General features: G+C 72.0%; 15 protein-coding genes. 8 read left to right on the top strand and 7 right to left on the bottom strand.

Features of this window, described 5'->3' with window-relative positions; all coding sequences use genetic code 11:
* Window positions 1-188: 188 nt before the first annotated feature.
* The gene (locus ACPYO4_RS13530) at window positions 189-623 is read right to left on the bottom strand and encodes a hypothetical protein (RefSeq protein ID WP_425709775.1); all 435 of its coding nucleotides are present in this window, start codon (window positions 621-623) and stop codon (window positions 189-191) included.
* Between the two features lie 234 nt (window positions 624-857).
* On the opposite strand from ACPYO4_RS13530, the gene ACPYO4_RS13525 reads away from it, so the two are divergent.
* Window positions 858-1,394 carry a CarD family transcriptional regulator gene (locus tag ACPYO4_RS13525; RefSeq protein ID WP_425709774.1) on the top strand — a complete coding sequence of 179 codons (537 nt, stop codon included), beginning with the start codon at window positions 858-860 and terminating at the stop codon, window positions 1,392-1,394.
* Between the two features lie 127 nt (window positions 1,395-1,521).
* The gene (locus ACPYO4_RS13520; protein WP_425709773.1) at window positions 1,522-2,433 is read left to right on the top strand and encodes an SDR family oxidoreductase; all 912 of its coding nucleotides are present in this window, start codon (window positions 1,522-1,524) and stop codon (window positions 2,431-2,433) included.
* Window positions 2,434-2,492: 59 nt separating this feature from the next.
* Here the strand turns inward: ACPYO4_RS13520 and ACPYO4_RS13515 are convergent, their stop codons facing one another.
* On the bottom strand, window positions 2,493-2,948 hold the full coding sequence (locus tag ACPYO4_RS13515) for an SRPBCC family protein (protein ID WP_425709772.1): 456 nt from the start codon (window positions 2,946-2,948) through the stop codon (window positions 2,493-2,495).
* 80 nt (window positions 2,949-3,028) lie between these two features.
* Between ACPYO4_RS13515 and ACPYO4_RS13510 the strand changes: the two genes are divergently transcribed.
* Entirely contained in the window at window positions 3,029-3,652 is a 624-nt protein-coding gene (locus tag ACPYO4_RS13510; protein ID WP_425709771.1) for an HAD-IA family hydrolase, read from the top strand.
* Between the two features lie 96 nt (window positions 3,653-3,748).
* On the opposite strand, the gene ACPYO4_RS13505 is transcribed toward ACPYO4_RS13510, so the two are convergent.
* The gene (locus ACPYO4_RS13505) at window positions 3,749-4,966 is read right to left on the bottom strand and encodes a multidrug effflux MFS transporter (RefSeq protein ID WP_425709770.1); all 1,218 of its coding nucleotides are present in this window, start codon (window positions 4,964-4,966) and stop codon (window positions 3,749-3,751) included.
* Between the two features lie 298 nt (window positions 4,967-5,264).
* Window positions 5,265-8,876, bottom strand: a complete 3,612-nt coding sequence (locus tag ACPYO4_RS13500; RefSeq protein ID WP_425709769.1) for a metallophosphoesterase — start codon at window positions 8,874-8,876, stop codon at window positions 5,265-5,267.
* A 250-nt stretch (window positions 8,877-9,126) separates the two neighbouring features.
* Here ACPYO4_RS13500 and ACPYO4_RS13495 point away from each other — a divergent pair, with 250 nt between their 5' ends.
* The 4 genes from ACPYO4_RS13495 to ACPYO4_RS13480 all read left to right on the top strand — a co-directional run bounded on the left by ACPYO4_RS13495 (window position 9,127) and on the right by ACPYO4_RS13480 (window position 12,496).
* Window positions 9,127-9,888 carry a MerR family transcriptional regulator gene (locus ACPYO4_RS13495; RefSeq protein WP_425709768.1) on the top strand — a complete coding sequence of 254 codons (762 nt, stop codon included), beginning with the start codon at window positions 9,127-9,129 and terminating at the stop codon, window positions 9,886-9,888.
* A 95-nt stretch (window positions 9,889-9,983) separates the two neighbouring features.
* Window positions 9,984-10,262 (top strand): acylphosphatase, encoded by a 279-nt coding sequence (locus ACPYO4_RS13490; protein ID WP_425709767.1) that lies wholly within the window; start codon window positions 9,984-9,986, stop codon window positions 10,260-10,262.
* Between the two features lie 90 nt (window positions 10,263-10,352).
* Entirely contained in the window at window positions 10,353-11,003 is a 651-nt protein-coding gene (locus ACPYO4_RS13485; RefSeq protein WP_425709766.1) for a TetR/AcrR family transcriptional regulator, read from the top strand.
* A 107-nt stretch (window positions 11,004-11,110) separates the two neighbouring features.
* Window positions 11,111-12,496, top strand: a complete 1,386-nt coding sequence (locus ACPYO4_RS13480) for a DHA2 family efflux MFS transporter permease subunit (RefSeq protein ID WP_425709765.1) — start codon at window positions 11,111-11,113, stop codon at window positions 12,494-12,496.
* A 17-nt stretch (window positions 12,497-12,513) separates the two neighbouring features.
* On the opposite strand, the gene ACPYO4_RS13475 is transcribed toward ACPYO4_RS13480, so the two are convergent.
* Window positions 12,514-14,307, bottom strand: coding sequence for a BCCT family transporter (locus tag ACPYO4_RS13475; RefSeq protein ID WP_425709764.1), 1,794 nt, complete (start codon window positions 14,305-14,307; stop codon window positions 12,514-12,516).
* 187 nt (window positions 14,308-14,494) lie between these two features.
* On the opposite strand from ACPYO4_RS13475, the gene arfB reads away from it, so the two are divergent.
* Window positions 14,495-14,932 (top strand): alternative ribosome rescue aminoacyl-tRNA hydrolase ArfB, encoded by a 438-nt coding sequence (gene arfB / locus ACPYO4_RS13470; RefSeq protein WP_425709763.1) that lies wholly within the window; start codon window positions 14,495-14,497, stop codon window positions 14,930-14,932.
* A 9-nt stretch (window positions 14,933-14,941) separates the two neighbouring features.
* Here the strand turns inward: arfB and ACPYO4_RS13465 are convergent, their stop codons facing one another.
* Window positions 14,942-16,186 carry an RNA polymerase sigma factor gene (locus ACPYO4_RS13465; RefSeq protein WP_425709762.1) on the bottom strand — a complete coding sequence of 415 codons (1,245 nt, stop codon included), beginning with the start codon at window positions 16,184-16,186 and terminating at the stop codon, window positions 14,942-14,944.
* Window positions 16,187-16,226: 40 nt separating this feature from the next.
* Complete coding sequence (locus ACPYO4_RS13460) at window positions 16,227-16,580, bottom strand: YciI family protein (RefSeq protein WP_425709761.1); 354 nt, start codon at window positions 16,578-16,580, stop codon at window positions 16,227-16,229.
* Window positions 16,581-16,693 lie beyond the last annotated feature (113 nt).

Raw genomic sequence — 16,693 nt, 5'->3', positions numbered from 1 at the left:
GTCACGCGCCCGACGATCGAGATAAAGAAGACAGGCGTTACGGCCGGAGTTCTGCACAAATGCGCACCCGCCGGACGGCCCCCCGAGAGGCGGTCCGACCCGGTCGACCAGCTGTTCGAGCATGCCTACCCACGAGGGCCGAGCACCGGCCCGGACGCCGGCCCGGCGGCGGAGCGCCGCACGACGGATCAGACCGTCGGTCCGGCGGGCCCGTGGAGCACGGCGAGAGCCGCCTCCTCGCCGCCGGCGTTGGTGTGCGGGAGCTCGGTCCAGGTAATACCCACCTCGGGGTCGGCCACGGTCGCGAGCCTGTGCACCCACGCGGCGAACCCGGCGATCTCGTCGAACGCCGCCTCCCCGCGCGAGCGCAGGAGCACGGTGACGACGTTCCCGTCGCGCACCGGGCGGGGCACGACGCACCCGCCCTCGTAGGCGACCGGCGAGTCGCTCTCGGCGCGCTCCAGCGAGCCGGACCACCAGTCACGGATCGCCGACCACACCGCGTCGTCGCCCGAGGACGGGACGAGGTCGGCCCGCAGGGTGACGATCGAGGTCTCGTCCCACGGCTCCGGACCGGCGCCCGCCCACTCGTGGTTGACGATGTACATCTTCGCGTCCGCCATGCCCCCAGCCTGCCAGTGCCCGGCGCGCGCACCTCGTCACCGGGTAGCGGACGACATCACACTGGCATTTTCCGCGGATCCGTGCGATAATCAGTCTCCAGGTCCGTGGGTTTCGGACGCCTCGTCGAGGCTTTCGTGCCCATGTCCTCACGTGCGCCGAGTGCCTGTGCCGCCGTCGGGACGACCGCCGCGCGAGCGGGCGGCCGGATCGGTCGTCCCGAGCAGAGGAGATCCATGCCCGTCGTTCCCGGTCAGACCGTCGTCCACCCCCACCACGGACCCAGCACCGTCGACACGGTCTTCACGCGCACGGTCAAGGGCGCCAAGGTGTCCTACGCGCGTCTCCAGGTCCTCGGTCAGGACCTCACAGTGGCGGTCCCGGTCGACATGCTCGACGAGGTCGGCGTCCGTGACGTGATGGATCTGGACCGGATCGGGACGATCTTCGAGGTCCTCGTGGCCGAGTCCCTCCCGTTCGAGAAGGTCTGGTCGCGTCGGATGAAGTCGGCGCAGGACCGGGTCGCCACGGGCGACCTGCTCAAGGTGGCCGAGGTCGTGCGGGACCTGCGTCGCCGCGAGGAGGAGCCCGGGATCTCCTTCGGCGAGCGCACGCTCATGCGGGACGCACTCCTCCCGCTGGTCAGCGAGCTCGCGATCGGTCTCGAGATCGACGAGGAGGCGGCGGACCAGATGGTCGACCGCGCGATCCTCGAGCAGGTCTCGCCGGACCTCACACCCGCCGCGCGCGCCACGCTCGCCCCGGCCAGCTGACGAACCCGGCCGGCGGTCGGCCACTGCCCGCCGCCGGCCCGGTCCGACGGCACCCGGCACTGCGTCCTGGGGCGCCGCCGGAGTCCCCCGGGTCGCCGAACGACGCGTCCCCTGTCACGCTGGTGTCATGAGCGACGCCGATCTGCAGCAGGTGAGCGAGAATGCGGTCCGCCTGGCGGGCGAGCAGGGCGGGTTCCCCGCGCAGGAGCAGGCGCCGCCCGGCCTCACGGGAGCCATGGACCCGCGACCCGACCACGGCGAGGAGACCTGGCGCGGCCACGGGCGCCTCGAGGGGCTCCGGACGCTGGTGACCGGAGGGGACTCGGGCATCGGGCGTGCCGTGGCGATCGCCTACGCGCGGGAGGGCGCCGACGTCGCGATCTCCTACCTGCCCGAGGAGCAGACCGACGCCGAGGACACCGCCGCGTGGGTGGAACGGGCCGGCCGCAGGGCCGTCCTCCTCCCCGGGGACCTCCGCGAGGAGCAGACCGCGCGCGCGATGGTGCGCGACGCCGTCGCCGGCCTCGGCGGCCTGGACGTGCTCGTCAACAACGCCGGCGCCCAGTGGGCCCGGCGTGAGAACGGGATCGAGGACGTCACCACCGAGCAGATGGACTCCATCGTCAAGGTCAACCTCTACGCGCTGTTCTGGGTCACGCAGGAGGCGCTGCCGCACCTGCGGGCGGGGTCCTCCATCATCAACTGCGCCTCGATCCAGGCCTACGACCCGTCGGTGAGCCTTATCGACTACGCGTCGACGAAGGCGGCCATCAACAACATCACGGTCAACCTGGCCCAGGAGCTCGGCGAGCGCGGGATCCGGGTCAACGCCGTCGCCCCCGGCCCGATCTGGACGCCGCTGCAGCCCGCCACCAAGGGCGGGGACTCGATGCCCGGCTTCGGCGGGGACACCCCGCTCGGACGGGCCGGTCAGCCGGCCGAGCTGGCGGGCGCCTTCGTCTTCCTCGCCTCGCCCGAGGAGGCGAGCTACGTGTCCGCCACGGTGCTCGGCGTCACGGGCGGCAAGCCGGTCTTCTGACCGGGCCGCGAGGCTTCCGGTCAGGAGCAGCGGGACCGCGCCCGCCCGGACGTGCCGGCTCAGCTCTCGGCGAGTGCCTTGAGCCGCTCGATCGAGGCGAGGAGGTTGTCGCTCGTCGTCGAGCGGGCTCGCTCGTGGCGACTCTCGTCGTGCAGCTGCGTCCAGTCGTAGGTGTGGGTCACGAGGGTGCGCCCCTCGCCGATCTCCTCGAGCTCCCAGCGCCAGACGTGCCCCGCGGGCTCCTCCCCCACGCCGCCGGGCATCCAGGCGACGAGGCGGTCCTGCTCGAACTCGGAGACCGTGTTGGCGCGAGTCCTGCCGCTCGTGTTGAGCATCTCGAACACGTCTCCCACCTCGGTCAGAGGCTCGCTGCGGTGCGAGGCGACGAGGTTCTCGTTGCCGTCCCACCTGGGCTGGTTGGCGGGGACGGCGATGAGCTCGAAGATCTCCGACGCCGGGGCCACCACCTCCGCGCTCGCCGTCACCACGCGGCTCTCGTCCTTGGGTGCGCTCATGGCGACATCCAACCACCGGTGCCCGTGCCTGCCCAGGGCCCGGCTGTGCGCGCGGACCGCTCGGCATGCACACTTGCCGGATGCGGCGACACCTCGTCTGGGACATGGGCGGCACGCTCGTCGACACCTACCCGGCGGTCGACGCCGCGCTGGCACGGGTGGTGCGCGACCGCGGCGGCGAGATCACCGAGCGCGAGGTCGCGGCGCTGACCCGCAGGTCGACCGGCGCCGCCGTCGAGGCTCTCTCCGACCGCTTCGGCATCCCTGCCGCCGACCTCGAGGCCGCCCAGACCGACCTCAAGGCGGGTTGGGTCCGCACTCCCCCGCCGGTGATGACGGGAGCCCGCGAGGCCATGGCGGCGGCCCGCGCGCTCGGCGGCCTCAACCTCGTCGTCACCCACCGGGACCGGGCGAGCGCGACCGGCCTGCTCACCAGCCTCGGGCTCGAGGTCGACGACATGCTGTGCGCGCCCGACGGCCACCCGCGCAAGCCGGATCCCGCGATGTACCGCGAGATGCTGGGCCGGCACCGGCTCGAGGCGGACACCTGCCTCGCGGTCGGCGACCGGCCGATCGACGCGGAGGCGGCCTCGGCCGCGGGGATCGACAGCGCCGTCCTCGTCACGCCCGGCCTCGACCTCGACGACGGCGGAGCCCGTTGGCGGATCACCTCCCTGGACGACGTGGCCGGCCTCCTCGGGTGAGTGCGTCGCGGCAACGCGCCGGCAGCCACGTACCGGCTGGGGCGGCTCGACGCCGGAGCGCAAGAGGCGACCGCGCGCGGACCCGCTCGAGCGGGGTCAGCCCGCCGTCGGGGCATCGTTCCTGGCCGTCTCGCGGCGCAGCGCGAGGTACGAGAGCCAGGCCAGGGCCGAACCGACGACGAGGACGGCTCCCATGGGGACGGCGTCGTTCTCGCCGTTGATGCCGACGATCGGCGAGATCAGCCCCGCGAGCAGGAACTGTGCGGCGCCGAGGATGGCCGACCCGGTGCCGGCGGAGGACCTCAGGGCCTGCATCGCGAGCGCGGAGGAGTTGCCCATGAACAGGCCGATCGAGGCGGCGGTGACGAACATCGCGACGAGGGTGGGGACCAGGGTCGGGCCCATGAGCGCGAGGACGAGCAGCGCGACGGCGCCGGTGGCGAGCAGGGCCAGGCCGACGCCGACCACCGGCAGGATCGGTACGCGCCCCGCGAGCCGGATCGCCAGCGCGCCGGTGGCCATGATCCCCAGGGAGTTGCCCCCGAAGACGACGGCGAACTGCAGCTCGTCGAGGCCGAGGATGTTCTGCAGGACGAACGGCGAGGCGGAGATGTAGCCGAAGAAGGCGGAGAAGCCGAGGGTGAAGACGCCCGTGGCGAACAGGTAGGTGCGGTTGCGCAGGACCTCACCGGCCCCCGCCACGAGGCGGCGCAGACCGCCGGGCTCGCGGCGCTCGACCGGGAGCGACTCGGGCACGACCGCCACGACGAGCACCACCATGACGGCGACGAGCGCACAGACGACCCAGAAGATCGTGCGCCAGTCCCCGACCTCGAGGATGCCGCCGCCGATGCTCGGTGCGAGGGCCGGCATGAGGCCGCCGAGCACCATCATCAGGCTCATGAGCCGGGCGGTCCGCGGCCCGCGGGTCAGGTCCGTGATGACGGCGCGGGCCAGAACGATCCCCGCCGCGCCGCTCATGCCCTGGACGAACCGCATGGCGACGAGCACCGCGACGTTCGGCGCGAGGGCGCACGCGATGCTCGCGGCCAGGCACACGAGCGTGCCGACCAGGAGCGGGCCCCGGCGGCCCAGCGCGTCCGAGAGCGGGCCGATGAGGAGCTGGCCGAGCGCGAGCCCCACCATGAACGTGGTGAGCGTGAGCTGGACCGATGCCGCCGTCGTCTCGAGGTCGCCCTGCATCTGCGGGAACGCCGGCAGGTACATGTCCGTCGCGAGCGGGGAGACCGCCGAGAGCAGGGCCAGGGTGGCGACGAGCCAGGCGGTGGGACCCGGCGCGGTCCTGTCGTTCAACACAGCTCCTAGCGGTCGGCCCCCCCATTCTGACGAGTGAGGGGATTTTTCGCGCCGCGGCGGCATGATGCGGTCGGCGAGTGAGCGGACCTCGGTCCGGCGAGTGAGCGCGAGCCGGTCTGTCTCTCGCCCGCCACGCGAGCGCCGCCCGGACGGTGGTCCGGGCGGCGCCCACTGCTGTCGACGAACGTCGCTCACTCGTGAGGAGGACGTCCGCTCGCTAGCGGAAAACTCCCCTCACTCGTGGGGAAGATTCCCCGCGCTCGTGGGGAAGATTCCCCTCACTCGTGAGAGGTGGTCAGCGGCGGACTCCGAGGGTGTCGGTGCCGTTGCCGTCCCAGTCGCCCACGAGGACCTGGTCGCTCGCGCGGCCATAGGTCAGCTCGATGTCCGCGTTCCCGCTGGCGATCTGGTTCTTCACGAAGTACGCGTTCCCACGACGCACCGCGAACGAGTCCACCGAGTCACCGTCCCAGTCACCGACCAGCACGACGTCGCCGGCGCGGCCGTAGGAGATGACCTGGTCGGCCCACCCGTCCCGGACCTCGTTGGCCACGAAGAACTCATTGCCCCGCCGCACGGTGAAGGTGTCCAGGCCGTCCCCGTCCCAGTCACCGACCAGCACCTCGTCATCAGCTCGCCCGTAGGCCACCTCGACGTCCGCGTCCCCGGACACGAGGGTGTTGAGCACGAGGTACTCGTTCCCCCGCCGCACGGCGAAGGAGTCCGTGCCGTCGCCGTCGAAGTCCCCCGCCAGCAGCACATCACCCGCACGCCCGTACGTGAACGCCGGCTCCGCGGTCGCCGCGGCGGGGTCGTTGGTCACGTGGATCGCGTTCCCCCGCCGCAGCGCGAGGGTGTCGGTGCCGTCGCCGTCCCAGTCCCCCGCGAACACCTCATCGCTGACGCGGCCGAACTCGAACACCGTGTCCGCGATCGTGTCCCACTCGTTGTTGAGGAAGAACCCGATTCCCGGTGCCGGATCGGTCGGCTCACCGGGCTCACCCGGCTCCTCGGGCTCGCCAGGCTCCTCGGCGTCGCCCACGGTGGTGAACGTCGCCAGCGGCGAGACCCCACGACCACCGGTCGCGTTCTCCGCCACCACGTACCAGCCGTACGTCGTGCCCGGCTCCAGACCCGACCACTCCACCGACGCCGTCTCGCCCGAGGCCACCGTGTCGGTCCCGATCTCGGTCTCGGAGTAGGCGGTGACGAGGACCGAGTCGGTCGCGATCGACGTGGTGCGCGAGGTGAGGTCCACCGGCACCGTGAAGTCGTCCTCGGTGCCGTCGTAGTCACGGTTGGTGGCCGAGTCGAACTCGTGCGCGCCGAAGTTGTCGAGGCGCGGGGAGTACGTGTCCACGGTCATCTCGGACCTGTCGACGTCGAGCTGCAGCAGTCGGAAGAAGCCCGCGGTCTTCTCGCCGTCGACGAGGTACTCCTGGTAGTCGGCGAGCAGCTCGACCACGTGGTGGCCGGGCTCGGCGACGTCGTGCCGCACGTTGGTGCCCACGCCGTGGACGTGCCCCGAGAGCACGAGGAAGATGTTCGGGTTCTGCGTGACGACGTCGTTCCAGAGGTTCTCGCCCCAGAACGCGGTGTGCGTCGAGCCACGGGCATCGGGAGCGGTCGAGGCGTTGATGTACTCGTGCGAGGCGAGGATCGCGTTGCGGTCCGGGTACTGCGCGAGGATCTCGTTCGCCCAGGCCAGCTCCTCCGCGGTCGCGAGGTACCCGAGGTGCACGACGACGAAGTCCAGGCCGCCGGCCGTGAACAGGTCGTAGTGGTTCTGGTTGTCGCCCTCGCGCCACGGGCCGCCGTACTCCGCGTTCTCCCAGCCCTCGGACAGGGCCTCGTACCGCTCGGGCCCGAAGTACTCGTTGTACAGGCTGTTGTCGTTTCCGTACCGGTTGTCGTGGTTGCCGGGCAGGACCCCGTTGGGGATGCCGGCGTCGTCGAGGATCGACTGCGCCTCGTCGGCGACGTCGTACTGGGCCCGCGCGTGTGCGAGCCACTCGGGGTCCTCGGTCACGACGGTGTCGTCGTTGACCAGGTCACCGGTGTGCAGGGCGTAGGCGATGCTGCGCTCCTCGGCGTTGTCCGCGATCCACCGCGTGGTGTCGAGGTACGCGTCCCGGAAGCGGTCGGCCGCCGCACCCTCCTGGTCCACCGCCCCCTCGGACAGGTACTGGGTGTCGGTGTTGTGGGCGATCGCGAAGTCGTAGGTGTCCGGGTCGCGGAACTCATCGGCGATGGGGTCCTCGATGTCGTCCGCGAACGGGTCGTAGCCCTCGACGAGGAGGTGCACGACGCCGTCGTCCACGTGGGCGGCCTCGGCGACGCCGCCGAGCTCGGTCGCGCCGTCGGCCGTGCCACGGGCGTCCTGCAGGAGGTCCCATCCAAGGTCGGCGGCGTCCCAGACGTACAGGCGCACGCCGCGCGCCGGGTCGACCTCGCCGGACCAGGACACGACCTGCTCGCCGTCCGACTCGACGGGGACGTCGAAGCGCTGGAAGGTCACGCCCTCGGCCGCCGGGCTGCGCAGCACCTCGCCGTCACCGGGGGCGAGGAGCGTGGCGTCGGCCTCCTGCTGACCGGTGAGGTCGAGCTGGCCGAGCGGCAGCTCGTCCGTGGTGCCCTGGGCGGCTGCCGTGGGCAGCGAGGGCTCGGCCACGTAGAACGTGGCGTCGACGTCGTCGCCGTGCGGGTCGGTCACGGTCGCCGTGAGCGGGGCGTCGAGGCCGAGCGCCGTCTCGCCGTCGGCCGGGTCGAGGTCCGTGATCCCCGGCGTGTTCGGGGCGGAGGTGAAGGTGACGACGTGGCGCGAGGTGTTGCCGAGCGAGTCGGTGGACTCGACGACGAGCTCGTGCTCGCCGGCGGCGAGCGTGTCGGAGGAGATCGTCGTGCCCTGGGCGACAGGGGTGCCGTCGAGCGTGAGGGTGGGGCCGGCGTCGACGCCGGCGTCGTCGGAGACCTCCGCGGTGAGGGCGACCTCCCCGAGGAGGTGGTCGCCGTCGGCGATCGAGGACGAGACGAGCGCCGGTCCGGTGTTGTCGACGACGACGGTGCGCTCGGTGCGCGCACCCGCCTCGGTCACGGCCGCGATCGAGTGCTCGCCGTCCTCCAGCACGGTCGTGTCGAGCTCGAGGAGGAGCCCCGAGTACTCGTTCGGCTCGGCGTCGACCGTGAACTCGGTGGTGAGGAAGCGGGGCTTGTTGCTCGACCCGCAGTTGCCGTCGCCGATGTTGTACAGGCCGTCCGCGCCCGGGGCGGGGCCGGTCGTGGGGTTGTCAGGGTTGGTGAACTGCTCGCCGCCGGGGATCTGGAGGCGGAAGTTGCCGATGACGACGTCGTCGTGGTTGATGCCGCAGGTCGAGGCGCGCGTCCCGGTGTGGAACACGACCTCGTTGTGCCCGAGCGTGAGGAGGTCGGCGGGGACGTCGATCGGGTGGTCGTCGACGTTGGCGATCTGCTCGAGGATGCCGACCCGCTCGCCGTTGACCATGAGGTAGTTGCTGTAGGCGATCTCGACCGCAGCGGTGACGTCGAGGACGAAGGCCGCGTCGGTCTCGGCGAGCGCCTCGGCCCCGAGGGTGACCCGGGCGGAGGCGTCGGCGGTGCCGTCGACCTCGATCGCGGTCGGGTTCGCGCCCGCGACGCTGGGCGTGCTGACCACCGTGCGCATCCCGCTGAGCCGCTCGCCCTCGTCGAGGCCCAGCGTCGGCTCGGCGGCCTCCACCTGGTCGGGGTCGGGCTCCACCGGTGCGTAGCTCGGCGTGGCGGCGCCGGGCGCGGACGGCAGGGGGATCGCCCCTCCGTCGTCGGGGCTGGCCACGGCGGGCACCGTGGCCGCCACCACCGCGAGGGCTGCGGCCGAGGCCACGCAGCCCGGCAGACGTGATCTACGCATCGTCGACATCACTCCTGATCAGTACGTCCCGCACCAGGGGGGCAGGCGCGGACAGGCCCACCGACGGGCCGGTCGGACCGTGTCACGCGCGGGTGAACCGGAGGTGAGGTCGACGGGTGACCCGGGTGAACTCCGGACGGCCGCTGTCCACGTCACGCCCCCTCGAGGACGAATGCGCTTGCAGTTGACGCCACGTCAACGACCACAGTGAGGTGTGCACCGATCGCGACGCACGGACGGAGGGAGCGACATGCCACGCCAGGAATGGTCGATGCAGGAGGTCGTCCGGCTCACCGGCGCGACGAGCCGGACCCTGCGGCACTACCAGGCGCGCGGGCTGCTCCGGCCGTCCCGGACCGGTCCCGGCGGGACGCGTCACTACGACGCCGACGGGCTGCTGCGCCTGCAGCGGATCCTCGTGCTCCGCGAGCTCGGTCTCGGACTGGGCGACATCCGGGATGTCCTCGAGGAGGACGTGCCGGTGGCGGAGTCGCTCCGCCGCCATGCCGAACGGCTCGAGCGTGAGCGGACGAGGCTCGGGGCCGTCGCGAGGTCGGTGCGGTCCACCATCACCATGATCGAGAAGGGAGGCGAGCTCGTGGCACGCGACATGTTCGACGGGTTCGACCACACGCGGTACCGGGGCGAGGTCGAGGAGCGATGGGGTCGGCGGGCGTATGCCGACTCCGACGCCTGGTGGCGCTCGCTCGGCGAGGACGAGAAGAAGGCGTTCCAGGGCGAGATCCAGGCGGTCGCCGAGGGCTTCGGCGACGCCTCGGCCCGCGGGCTCGACGTCCGCAGCGCCGAGGTCCAGGACCTCGCGCGGCGCCAGCACGAGTGGGTGGGAGCCGGCTGGGGCGGCACGCCGCCCGGCCGCGAGGCGTTCGCCCAGCTCGGCCAGATGTACGTCGACGACCCCAGGTTCGGACAGACATACTCGAGCGGGGGCCGCTCCTACGCGGCCTACGTCCGGGACGCCATGACGGTCTACGCGCAGGAGAACCTCGAGTAGCCGTGAGGTCCGCGTACCGGTCGGACCCCCGGGCGGGCACGGCCGCGAGGCCGTCCCCGCCCGGGGTCTCGGCGCGACGAGCGGGAGGGACATCGATGACGACGGTCCGGGTGGTCGTGAGCGGACGCGTGCAGGGCGTGGGATTCCGCGCGGCCTGCCGGGCGGCGGCGCGGGAGCGGTCCGTCTCCGGCTGGGTGCGCAACACCGACGACGGGCGCGTCGAGGCGCTCGTGTCCGGCACGCGTACGCGCGTCGATGCTCTTCTCGAGTGGTGCCGCACCGGTCCGCGCGCTGCCCGCGTCGACTCCGTCGACGTCCGGGCCGTCCGGGCCGACGAGGCCGGCGACCTGCCCGAACGGTTCGAGGTGCGCTGAACGACCGGCCGCTGCCGTACGGGCGGGCCCGCCCGTCGGCCGCCGAGGAAAACTTGCAGACGCTGCACGTTTCGCCCTACGGTCGCTCCGATGGACGACGCGACCACGGCACCCGCCCCGCTGGGACGGCGCGAGCAGCGGAAGCAGGAGACGCATCGGGCCATCAGGGACGCCGCCCTGGATCTGGCGCTCGCGCACGGCATGGAGTCGCTGACCGTCGACGCGATCGCCGACGCCGCCGGTGTCTCCCCGCGCACGTTCTTCAACTACTTCTCCTGCAAGGAGGACGCCCTCGTCCCCGAGACGTCGGAGGCGACGAGCGCGTTCCGCCGGTCGATCCTCGCGCGCCCGCCCGAGGAACCGCCGGTGCGCGCGCTGCGGGCCGGCATCGTCCGCTGCTACCGCCTCGGCGAGGTCCGGCTCGACCGAGAGCGCCTGCAGGCCCGCCAGCGGCTGGTCCACCAGCACCTCCCGCTGCTCACGCGCCAGCTGGCGCAGTACGTGAGCCTCGAGCAGGGGCTCGCAGAGGTGCTCGCCGAGCGGCTCGACGCCGAGCCCGACGACCTGCGGCCCGCCCTGCTCGCGGCCGTCGCCGTGGGCATCCTGCGCGTCTCGATCCGTCGGTGGACGGTCGACCCGAGCCACCCCCTGGAGCAGCAGATCGACGCGGCCTTCGCCGAGCTCGAGCAGGAGGACGTGGCTGCGCCACCGGTGCCGGCGCCACCGGAGGTGCTCTCCTGACCGGCGACGACACCGGCTCCGCGCGCGGCCCCGACTCCCCCGAGGAGCGGGTCCCGCGCGACGACGGACGCTCCCCCGCGCCGGTCAACCGCAACGTGCTCCTCACGGTGCTCATCTCGGGCGCGTTCGTCATCATCCTCAACCAGACGCTGCTCAACACCGCGCTGCCGGCGTTCATGGCGGACTTCGGGATCACCGCCAGCGAGGTCCAGTGGGTGACGACAATCTTCATGCTGGTCAACGGCATCATGATCCCGGTCACGGCGTACCTCATCCAGAGGTTCTCCACGCGCGCCCTGTTCCTCGCCGCCATGGGCCTGTTCACCGTGGGGACCGTCGTCTGCGCCGTGGCTCCCGTGTACCCCGTGCTACTCGTCGGGCGCGTGGTCCAGGCCGCCGGCGGCGGGATCATCATGCCGTTGGCGCAGACGATCCTCTTCGCGATCTTCCCGCTGGAGAAGCGGGGCTCCGCGATGGGCACGTTCGGGCTCGTCATCGCGTTCGCCCCGGCGATCGGACCGAGCCTGTCCGGGTGGATCGTCGACCATCTGCCGTGGCAGACGCTCTTCGTCATGATGCTGCCGATCGCGGTGGTCGACATGATCGTCGCGTACGCGATCCTGAAGAACGTCACCGAACGCTCGTTCCCGCGCCTGGACGTGGCGTCGGTCGTCCTGTCGACCCTCGCGTTCGGCGGGCTGCTGTTCGGCTTCGGCGCGGCTGGGGACGCGGGCTGGACGAGCGCCCACGTCATCGTGCCCCTCGTCGTCGGGACCGTCACGCTCGTGGCGTTCGTCCACCGGCAGCTGACCATCGAGGAGCCGATCCTCGAGCTCCGCGTCCTGCGCCACCCGATGTTCACCCTCAACACCGCGCTCGGCATGTGCGTGTTCATGGCGATGGTGGGCGGGATGCTCATCCTCCCGCTCTACATGCAGGAGATGCGCGACTACTCCGCCATGGAGTCCGGCCTCGCACTCCTGCCGGGTGCCGCCGTCATGGGGATCGTCTCTCCGATCACCGGACGCATCTTCGACCGATTCGGCGCACAGGTGCTGAGCATCGTCGGGTTCGTGCTGCTCACGGCGACCACGCTCATGCTGGCCCGGCTGACGACCGACACCTCCTTCACCTACATCGCGTCGGTCAACGCGGTGCGGATGCTCGGCACCGCGATGGTGATGATGCCGGTGACGACGGCGGCGCTGAACGTCCTGCCACCCGGCCTCATCCCGCACGGGACGGCGCTGAACAACACCCTGCGCCAGGTCTCCGCGTCGGTGGGCACCGCCGTGCTCGTCACCGTCATGGCCGGGGCCGCCCGCGACCCCCAGGTCCACGGGCAGGCAGGCGCGGTCCACGGAGCGAACGTCGCGTTCGCCGTGGCGGGTGCGGTGGCCGCGCTCGGGATCGTCGGTTCGTTCTTCGTCCGCGACTCCCGGCCCGGGCCCCGCGCTGCGCCGCCGGGCCTCCCCGCCGAGCCGCACGCGTAGGGCCGGCGTGCGTGGCGTCAGCGCGGGTCGTCGACGTCGCTGGCCCTCCCGTAGGTCTTGGGGGTGCTGCCGGTGCGCGCGGGCAGGGTCCTGCCGCGCTCGCGGCGCCGCTTGCGCGTGCCCGTGTCCACGTAAGGGTCGCGCATCTCGGGGACCTCGTCGACGGCCTCGGGCGCGACGACGACGTCGCTCGTGTCGTGCTCGTCCTCGCCGTGCCGCCGCTCGAGCTCCTCGGGCGGCAGGACCTTCTTCCACCGACGGGTGCGCATGGGCGGCAGCTCGCCGGCGTCCTCGCGCAGGGCTCTGAGCAGGGCGTACATCTGGAAGTAGGCGATGATGAAGAACGGCAGGCCGACGAGGATGATCGTCGACTCCAGCGCCTCCAGGCCACCCGTTCCCGAGAAGACGAGGAGCGTGGCGGTGATGACGCCGATCGCCACCGCCCAGAAGATGCGCTGCCCCAGCGGGTTGAAGTCCTCGTGGCCGTTGGCCATGGTGTCGGTGACGAGCGCGGCCGAGTCGACCGAGGTGACGAAGAAGATCACCACGACCACGATGGCGATGACCGACACGAGGAAGCCCGCCGGATAGTGGTCGAGGAAGGCGAACAACGCGCCCGGGATGTCCTCGTCGCCGACCACGCGGTCGACGAGCCCGCCGTCGCCGTTGAGCTCGATGTCGAAGGCCGAGTAGCCGAAGATCCCGAACCACAGCACCGAGAAGCCGGCGGGCACGGCGAGGACACCGGCGACGAACTGCCGGATGGTGCGTCCCTTGGAGATGCGGGCGATGAAGATGCCGACGAACGGCGACCAGGTGATCGTCCACGCCCAGTAGAAGACCGTCCACGTGTTCTGCCAGCCGGAGTTCGCGAACGTGTCGTTCCAGAACGCGAGCTCGGGGAGGTTGACGAGGTAGGTGCCGATCGACTCGATGGTGCCCTTGAGCACGAACAGCGTGGAGCCGGCGAACAGGACGAACAGCAGCAGACCCACGGCCATGACGATGTTGATGTTCGACAGGACCTTGATGCCCTTCTCCAGTCCGAGCGCCACCGAGATGAGCGCCGCGCCGCAGACCACCGTGATGATGACGAGCTGCCAGAAGGCGTTCTCGCCGATGCCGAAGAGCTCGGCGAGCCCGCCGTTGATCTGGAGGGTGCCCAGGCCCACGGAGACGGCGATGCCGAAGACCGTGCCGACGATGGCCACGACGTCGATGGTCCTGCCGATCGGTCCGTGGATGCGCTCACCGAGCAGCGGCTGGAAGATCGAGCTCACGCGCGGCGGAAGGTTGCGCTTGTGGATGAAGTACGCGAAGCACAGCGCGGGCAGGGTGAAGATCGTCCAGGTGTGCAGCGTGAAGTGGTAGAAGGTGAAGTTCATGGCGTCCGCGGCCGCTGCCACGCTCTCGGCCTCGATGCCGGACGGGCCGCGCGGCGGGTCCCCGAAGTGGCTGACCGGCTCGGCGACGCCCCAGAACATGAGGATGCTGCCGATGCCGGCGGCGAACAGCATGGCGAACCACGACGCGCCGGAGTGCTCGGGCGGCTCGTCGTCCGGGCCCAGCTTGACCCGGCCGAAGCGGCCGACCGCCATGAACAGCAGGAAGGCGAGGAAGACCGTGACGCCGAAGATGTAGAACCAGCCGAGGTTCGTCATCAACCACTCGGAACCCGCCCCGACGGCGGAGTCGAGCGGCCCCGTGAACACGATCGTCACGATGACGAAGCCGATGAGGACCGCGGCCGCCCCGAAGAAGATCCCCGGCGAGGTGCGCAGGCGCAGGAGGTCGTGCAGCTTGTCGAGCATCGGTCGTCCGCTCCTTCGTCAGTCCTGTCTCGGCCGCCCGGGGGCGCGACCGAATAATGTGGTGCACGGAACAGTCCCACACCTGTGACCGATGACGCGAACTCTCGGCGGTCGTCCGCGCGGCGTGTCTGCGCCGCCGTCCCGGTGGCACAGACGTGGCCCGAGCGCCGTGCGTCATGCTGAGGGCATGGACGATCTGCGCGTGCCTCCCGGCCCGGGCGCCCCGCGTGGCCTGGTCGTGCCCGCAGCGGAGCTGGTCGAGCAGTTCTCGCACGCGTCGGGACCCGGCGGACAGGGGGTCAACACCGCGGACTCGCGCGTCCAGCTGAGCCTGGACCTCGCCACGACGACGGCGCTCACCGACACCCAGCGCCCGCGCGTCCTGCGGGCCCTCGCCGCGCGGGCCGACGGGACGGTCCTGACGATCACCGCGGCCGAGCACCGGTCGCAGTACCGGAACCGCACCGCGGCCCGCCTGCGCCTCGCCGCCGTCCTGCGCGACGCAGTCATGCCGCCCACCGTGCGCCGGCCGACCCGTCCGACGCGGGGCTCTCAGCGCCGTCGGCTCCAGGCCAAGCGGGAGCGGTCGGAGATCAAGCGCAACAGGCGGCGCCCGAGCGACTGAGGCTGCGGATCAGGCCGGGTCGAGCCGGTCGAGACGCTCGCGCAGGTGCGCCAGCTCGCCCTCGTTACGGCACAGTCCGATCGCCTCGGCGTAGGCCGCCCGCGCCTCGCCCGTCCGGCCGAGCCGGGCGAGGAGGTCGGCCCGGACCGCGGCGGGGCGATGGCTGCCGGGCATGCGCACCGCGTCGAGAGCGGCGAGCCCGGTTCCGGGCCCGTCCGCCTCCGCGACCGCGACCGTGCGGGCCAGCTCGGCGGCGGGCGACGGCGCGACCCGCAGCAGCAGGTCGTAGTGCGAGACGATGCGCCGCCAGTCGACGTCGTCCGGCGTCGCCGAGGTCGCGTGCTCGGCGGCGATCCGCGCCTGCAGGAGGTACCCGGCCGCGGCCGGGGTCATCGGCGTGGGCCCGGCGAGCTCGCCGATCAGCGCGAGCCCCTCGTCGATCTCGTCACGGCGCCACAGCGCGCGGTCCTGGTCGGCGAGGAGGACGAGCTCGCCGCGCTCGCCGACCCGTGCGTCGCGGCGCGAGTGCTGCAGGAGCACGAGCGCGAGCAGCGCGGTGAGCACCGGCTCGTCCGGAGACAGCGCGCGGACCACCCTCGCGAGGCGGACCGCCTCTCCCGCGAGGTCGGCACGGAGGAGGTCCGTCCCGCTGCCGGGGGCGTACCCGGCCGTGAAGGCGAGGTAGGCGGTCCGTGCGACGGTGTCGATCCGTTCGGGCAGCTCGCTCGCCGCGGGCACCGCGAACGGGATGCCGGCCGCCACGATCGTCTTCCTCGCGCGCGTGAGGCGCGCCGCCATCGTGGGCTCGGGCACGAGGAAGAGCCGCGCGACGTCGTGCGTGGTCACGCCGAGGACGAGGCGCAGGGCGAGCGCGGCCGCCGCCTCGGGCCGCAGCGCCGGGTGGGTGCACATGAGGACGAGCCGCAGCAGGTCGTCCTCGAGGAGGTCGCCCGGGTCGGCCATCACGCCTCCTGTCTCGGCACCTCGTTCGGCCTCCGTCACGAGGAGCGGCGCCCGTCGCTGTCGCATCGCCTCGGCCCGCAGCTGGTCGACCATGCGGCGACCGGCGGCGCGATGGAGCCAGCCGGCGGGGTTGTCCGGGACACCACCGGCGGGCCAGGTGCGCGCGGCGGCCTCGACGGCGTCGCCGAGCGCGTCCTCGACGAGGTCGAGACGCCGGTAGCGCGCGAGGAGCAGGGCCACCAGACGGCCCCACTCCTCGCGCACCACGCGCTCGAGCTCCGCTGCCGTCACGCGACGTCGACCACCGGGCGACTCCCGGGGAGCCGAACGGTCACATCTCCACCACCGGGTTGATCTGCATGTCGTAGGCCGGGAGGACGGCGAGGAGGTCGACGACGGTCTCCCGGTCGGGTGCCTCGATGAGGTAGAAGCCGCCGAGCTGCTCGACGGCCTCGGCGTAGGGGCCGTCGGTGTGCGAGAGCCGCCCGCCACGGGTGCGCACGGTGCTGGCGGCGTCGCGGTCGGCGAGCGCCTCCCCCGCCAGGATCGTCACCCCCTCGCGCGCCTCGCACGCGGCGCCGAACGCCCCGAACTTCTCCATCAGCGCCGCCTGCTCCTCGGGGGACTGCTCGTCCCACGCCTTCTCGTCGCCGTCGGCCATCAGTAGCACCACGAACTTGCTCATCGTTCCCACCTTCTCTGCTTGCGGCAGGCGCGGTCCGCCGGCCGGGCCGCGGTCGCGACCTCATGAGCATGACGGACGAGCACCTCTCGATTCGACAACCCGGCGCGAGGAGT

The organism is Georgenia sp. Z1491 (assembly GCF_049856175.1).
GTDB lineage: Bacteria > Actinomycetota > Actinomycetes > Actinomycetales > Actinomycetaceae > JB111.
This window is presented reverse-complemented; position numbering and strand designations above follow the sequence as displayed.

Excerpts from the sequence above, each read along its gene's own strand:
- ACPYO4_RS13510 (WP_425709771.1), top strand. The coding sequence starts at position 3,029 with ATGCGGCGACACCTCGTCTGGGACATGGGCGGCACGCTCGTCGACACC.
- ACPYO4_RS13490 (WP_425709767.1), top strand. The coding sequence starts at position 9,984 with ATGACGACGGTCCGGGTGGTCGTGAGCGGACGCGTGCAGGGCGTGGGA.
- ACPYO4_RS13525 (WP_425709774.1), top strand. The coding sequence starts at position 858 with ATGCCCGTCGTTCCCGGTCAGACCGTCGTCCACCCCCACCACGGACCC.
- ACPYO4_RS13460 (WP_425709761.1), bottom strand. The coding sequence starts at position 16,580 with ATGAGCAAGTTCGTGGTGCTACTGATGGCCGACGGCGACGAGAAGGCG.
- ACPYO4_RS13495 (WP_425709768.1), top strand. The coding sequence starts at position 9,127 with ATGCCACGCCAGGAATGGTCGATGCAGGAGGTCGTCCGGCTCACCGGC.
- ACPYO4_RS13515 (WP_425709772.1), bottom strand. The coding sequence starts at position 2,948 with ATGAGCGCACCCAAGGACGAGAGCCGCGTGGTGACGGCGAGCGCGGAG.
- ACPYO4_RS13500 (WP_425709769.1), bottom strand. The coding sequence starts at position 8,876 with ATGCGTAGATCACGTCTGCCGGGCTGCGTGGCCTCGGCCGCAGCCCTC.
- ACPYO4_RS13520 (WP_425709773.1), top strand. The coding sequence starts at position 1,522 with ATGAGCGACGCCGATCTGCAGCAGGTGAGCGAGAATGCGGTCCGCCTG.
- arfB (WP_425709763.1), top strand. The coding sequence starts at position 14,495 with ATGGACGATCTGCGCGTGCCTCCCGGCCCGGGCGCCCCGCGTGGCCTG.
- ACPYO4_RS13530 (WP_425709775.1), bottom strand. The coding sequence starts at position 623 with ATGGCGGACGCGAAGATGTACATCGTCAACCACGAGTGGGCGGGCGCC.
- ACPYO4_RS13475 (WP_425709764.1), bottom strand. The coding sequence starts at position 14,307 with ATGCTCGACAAGCTGCACGACCTCCTGCGCCTGCGCACCTCGCCGGGG.
- ACPYO4_RS13485 (WP_425709766.1), top strand. The coding sequence starts at position 10,353 with ATGGACGACGCGACCACGGCACCCGCCCCGCTGGGACGGCGCGAGCAG.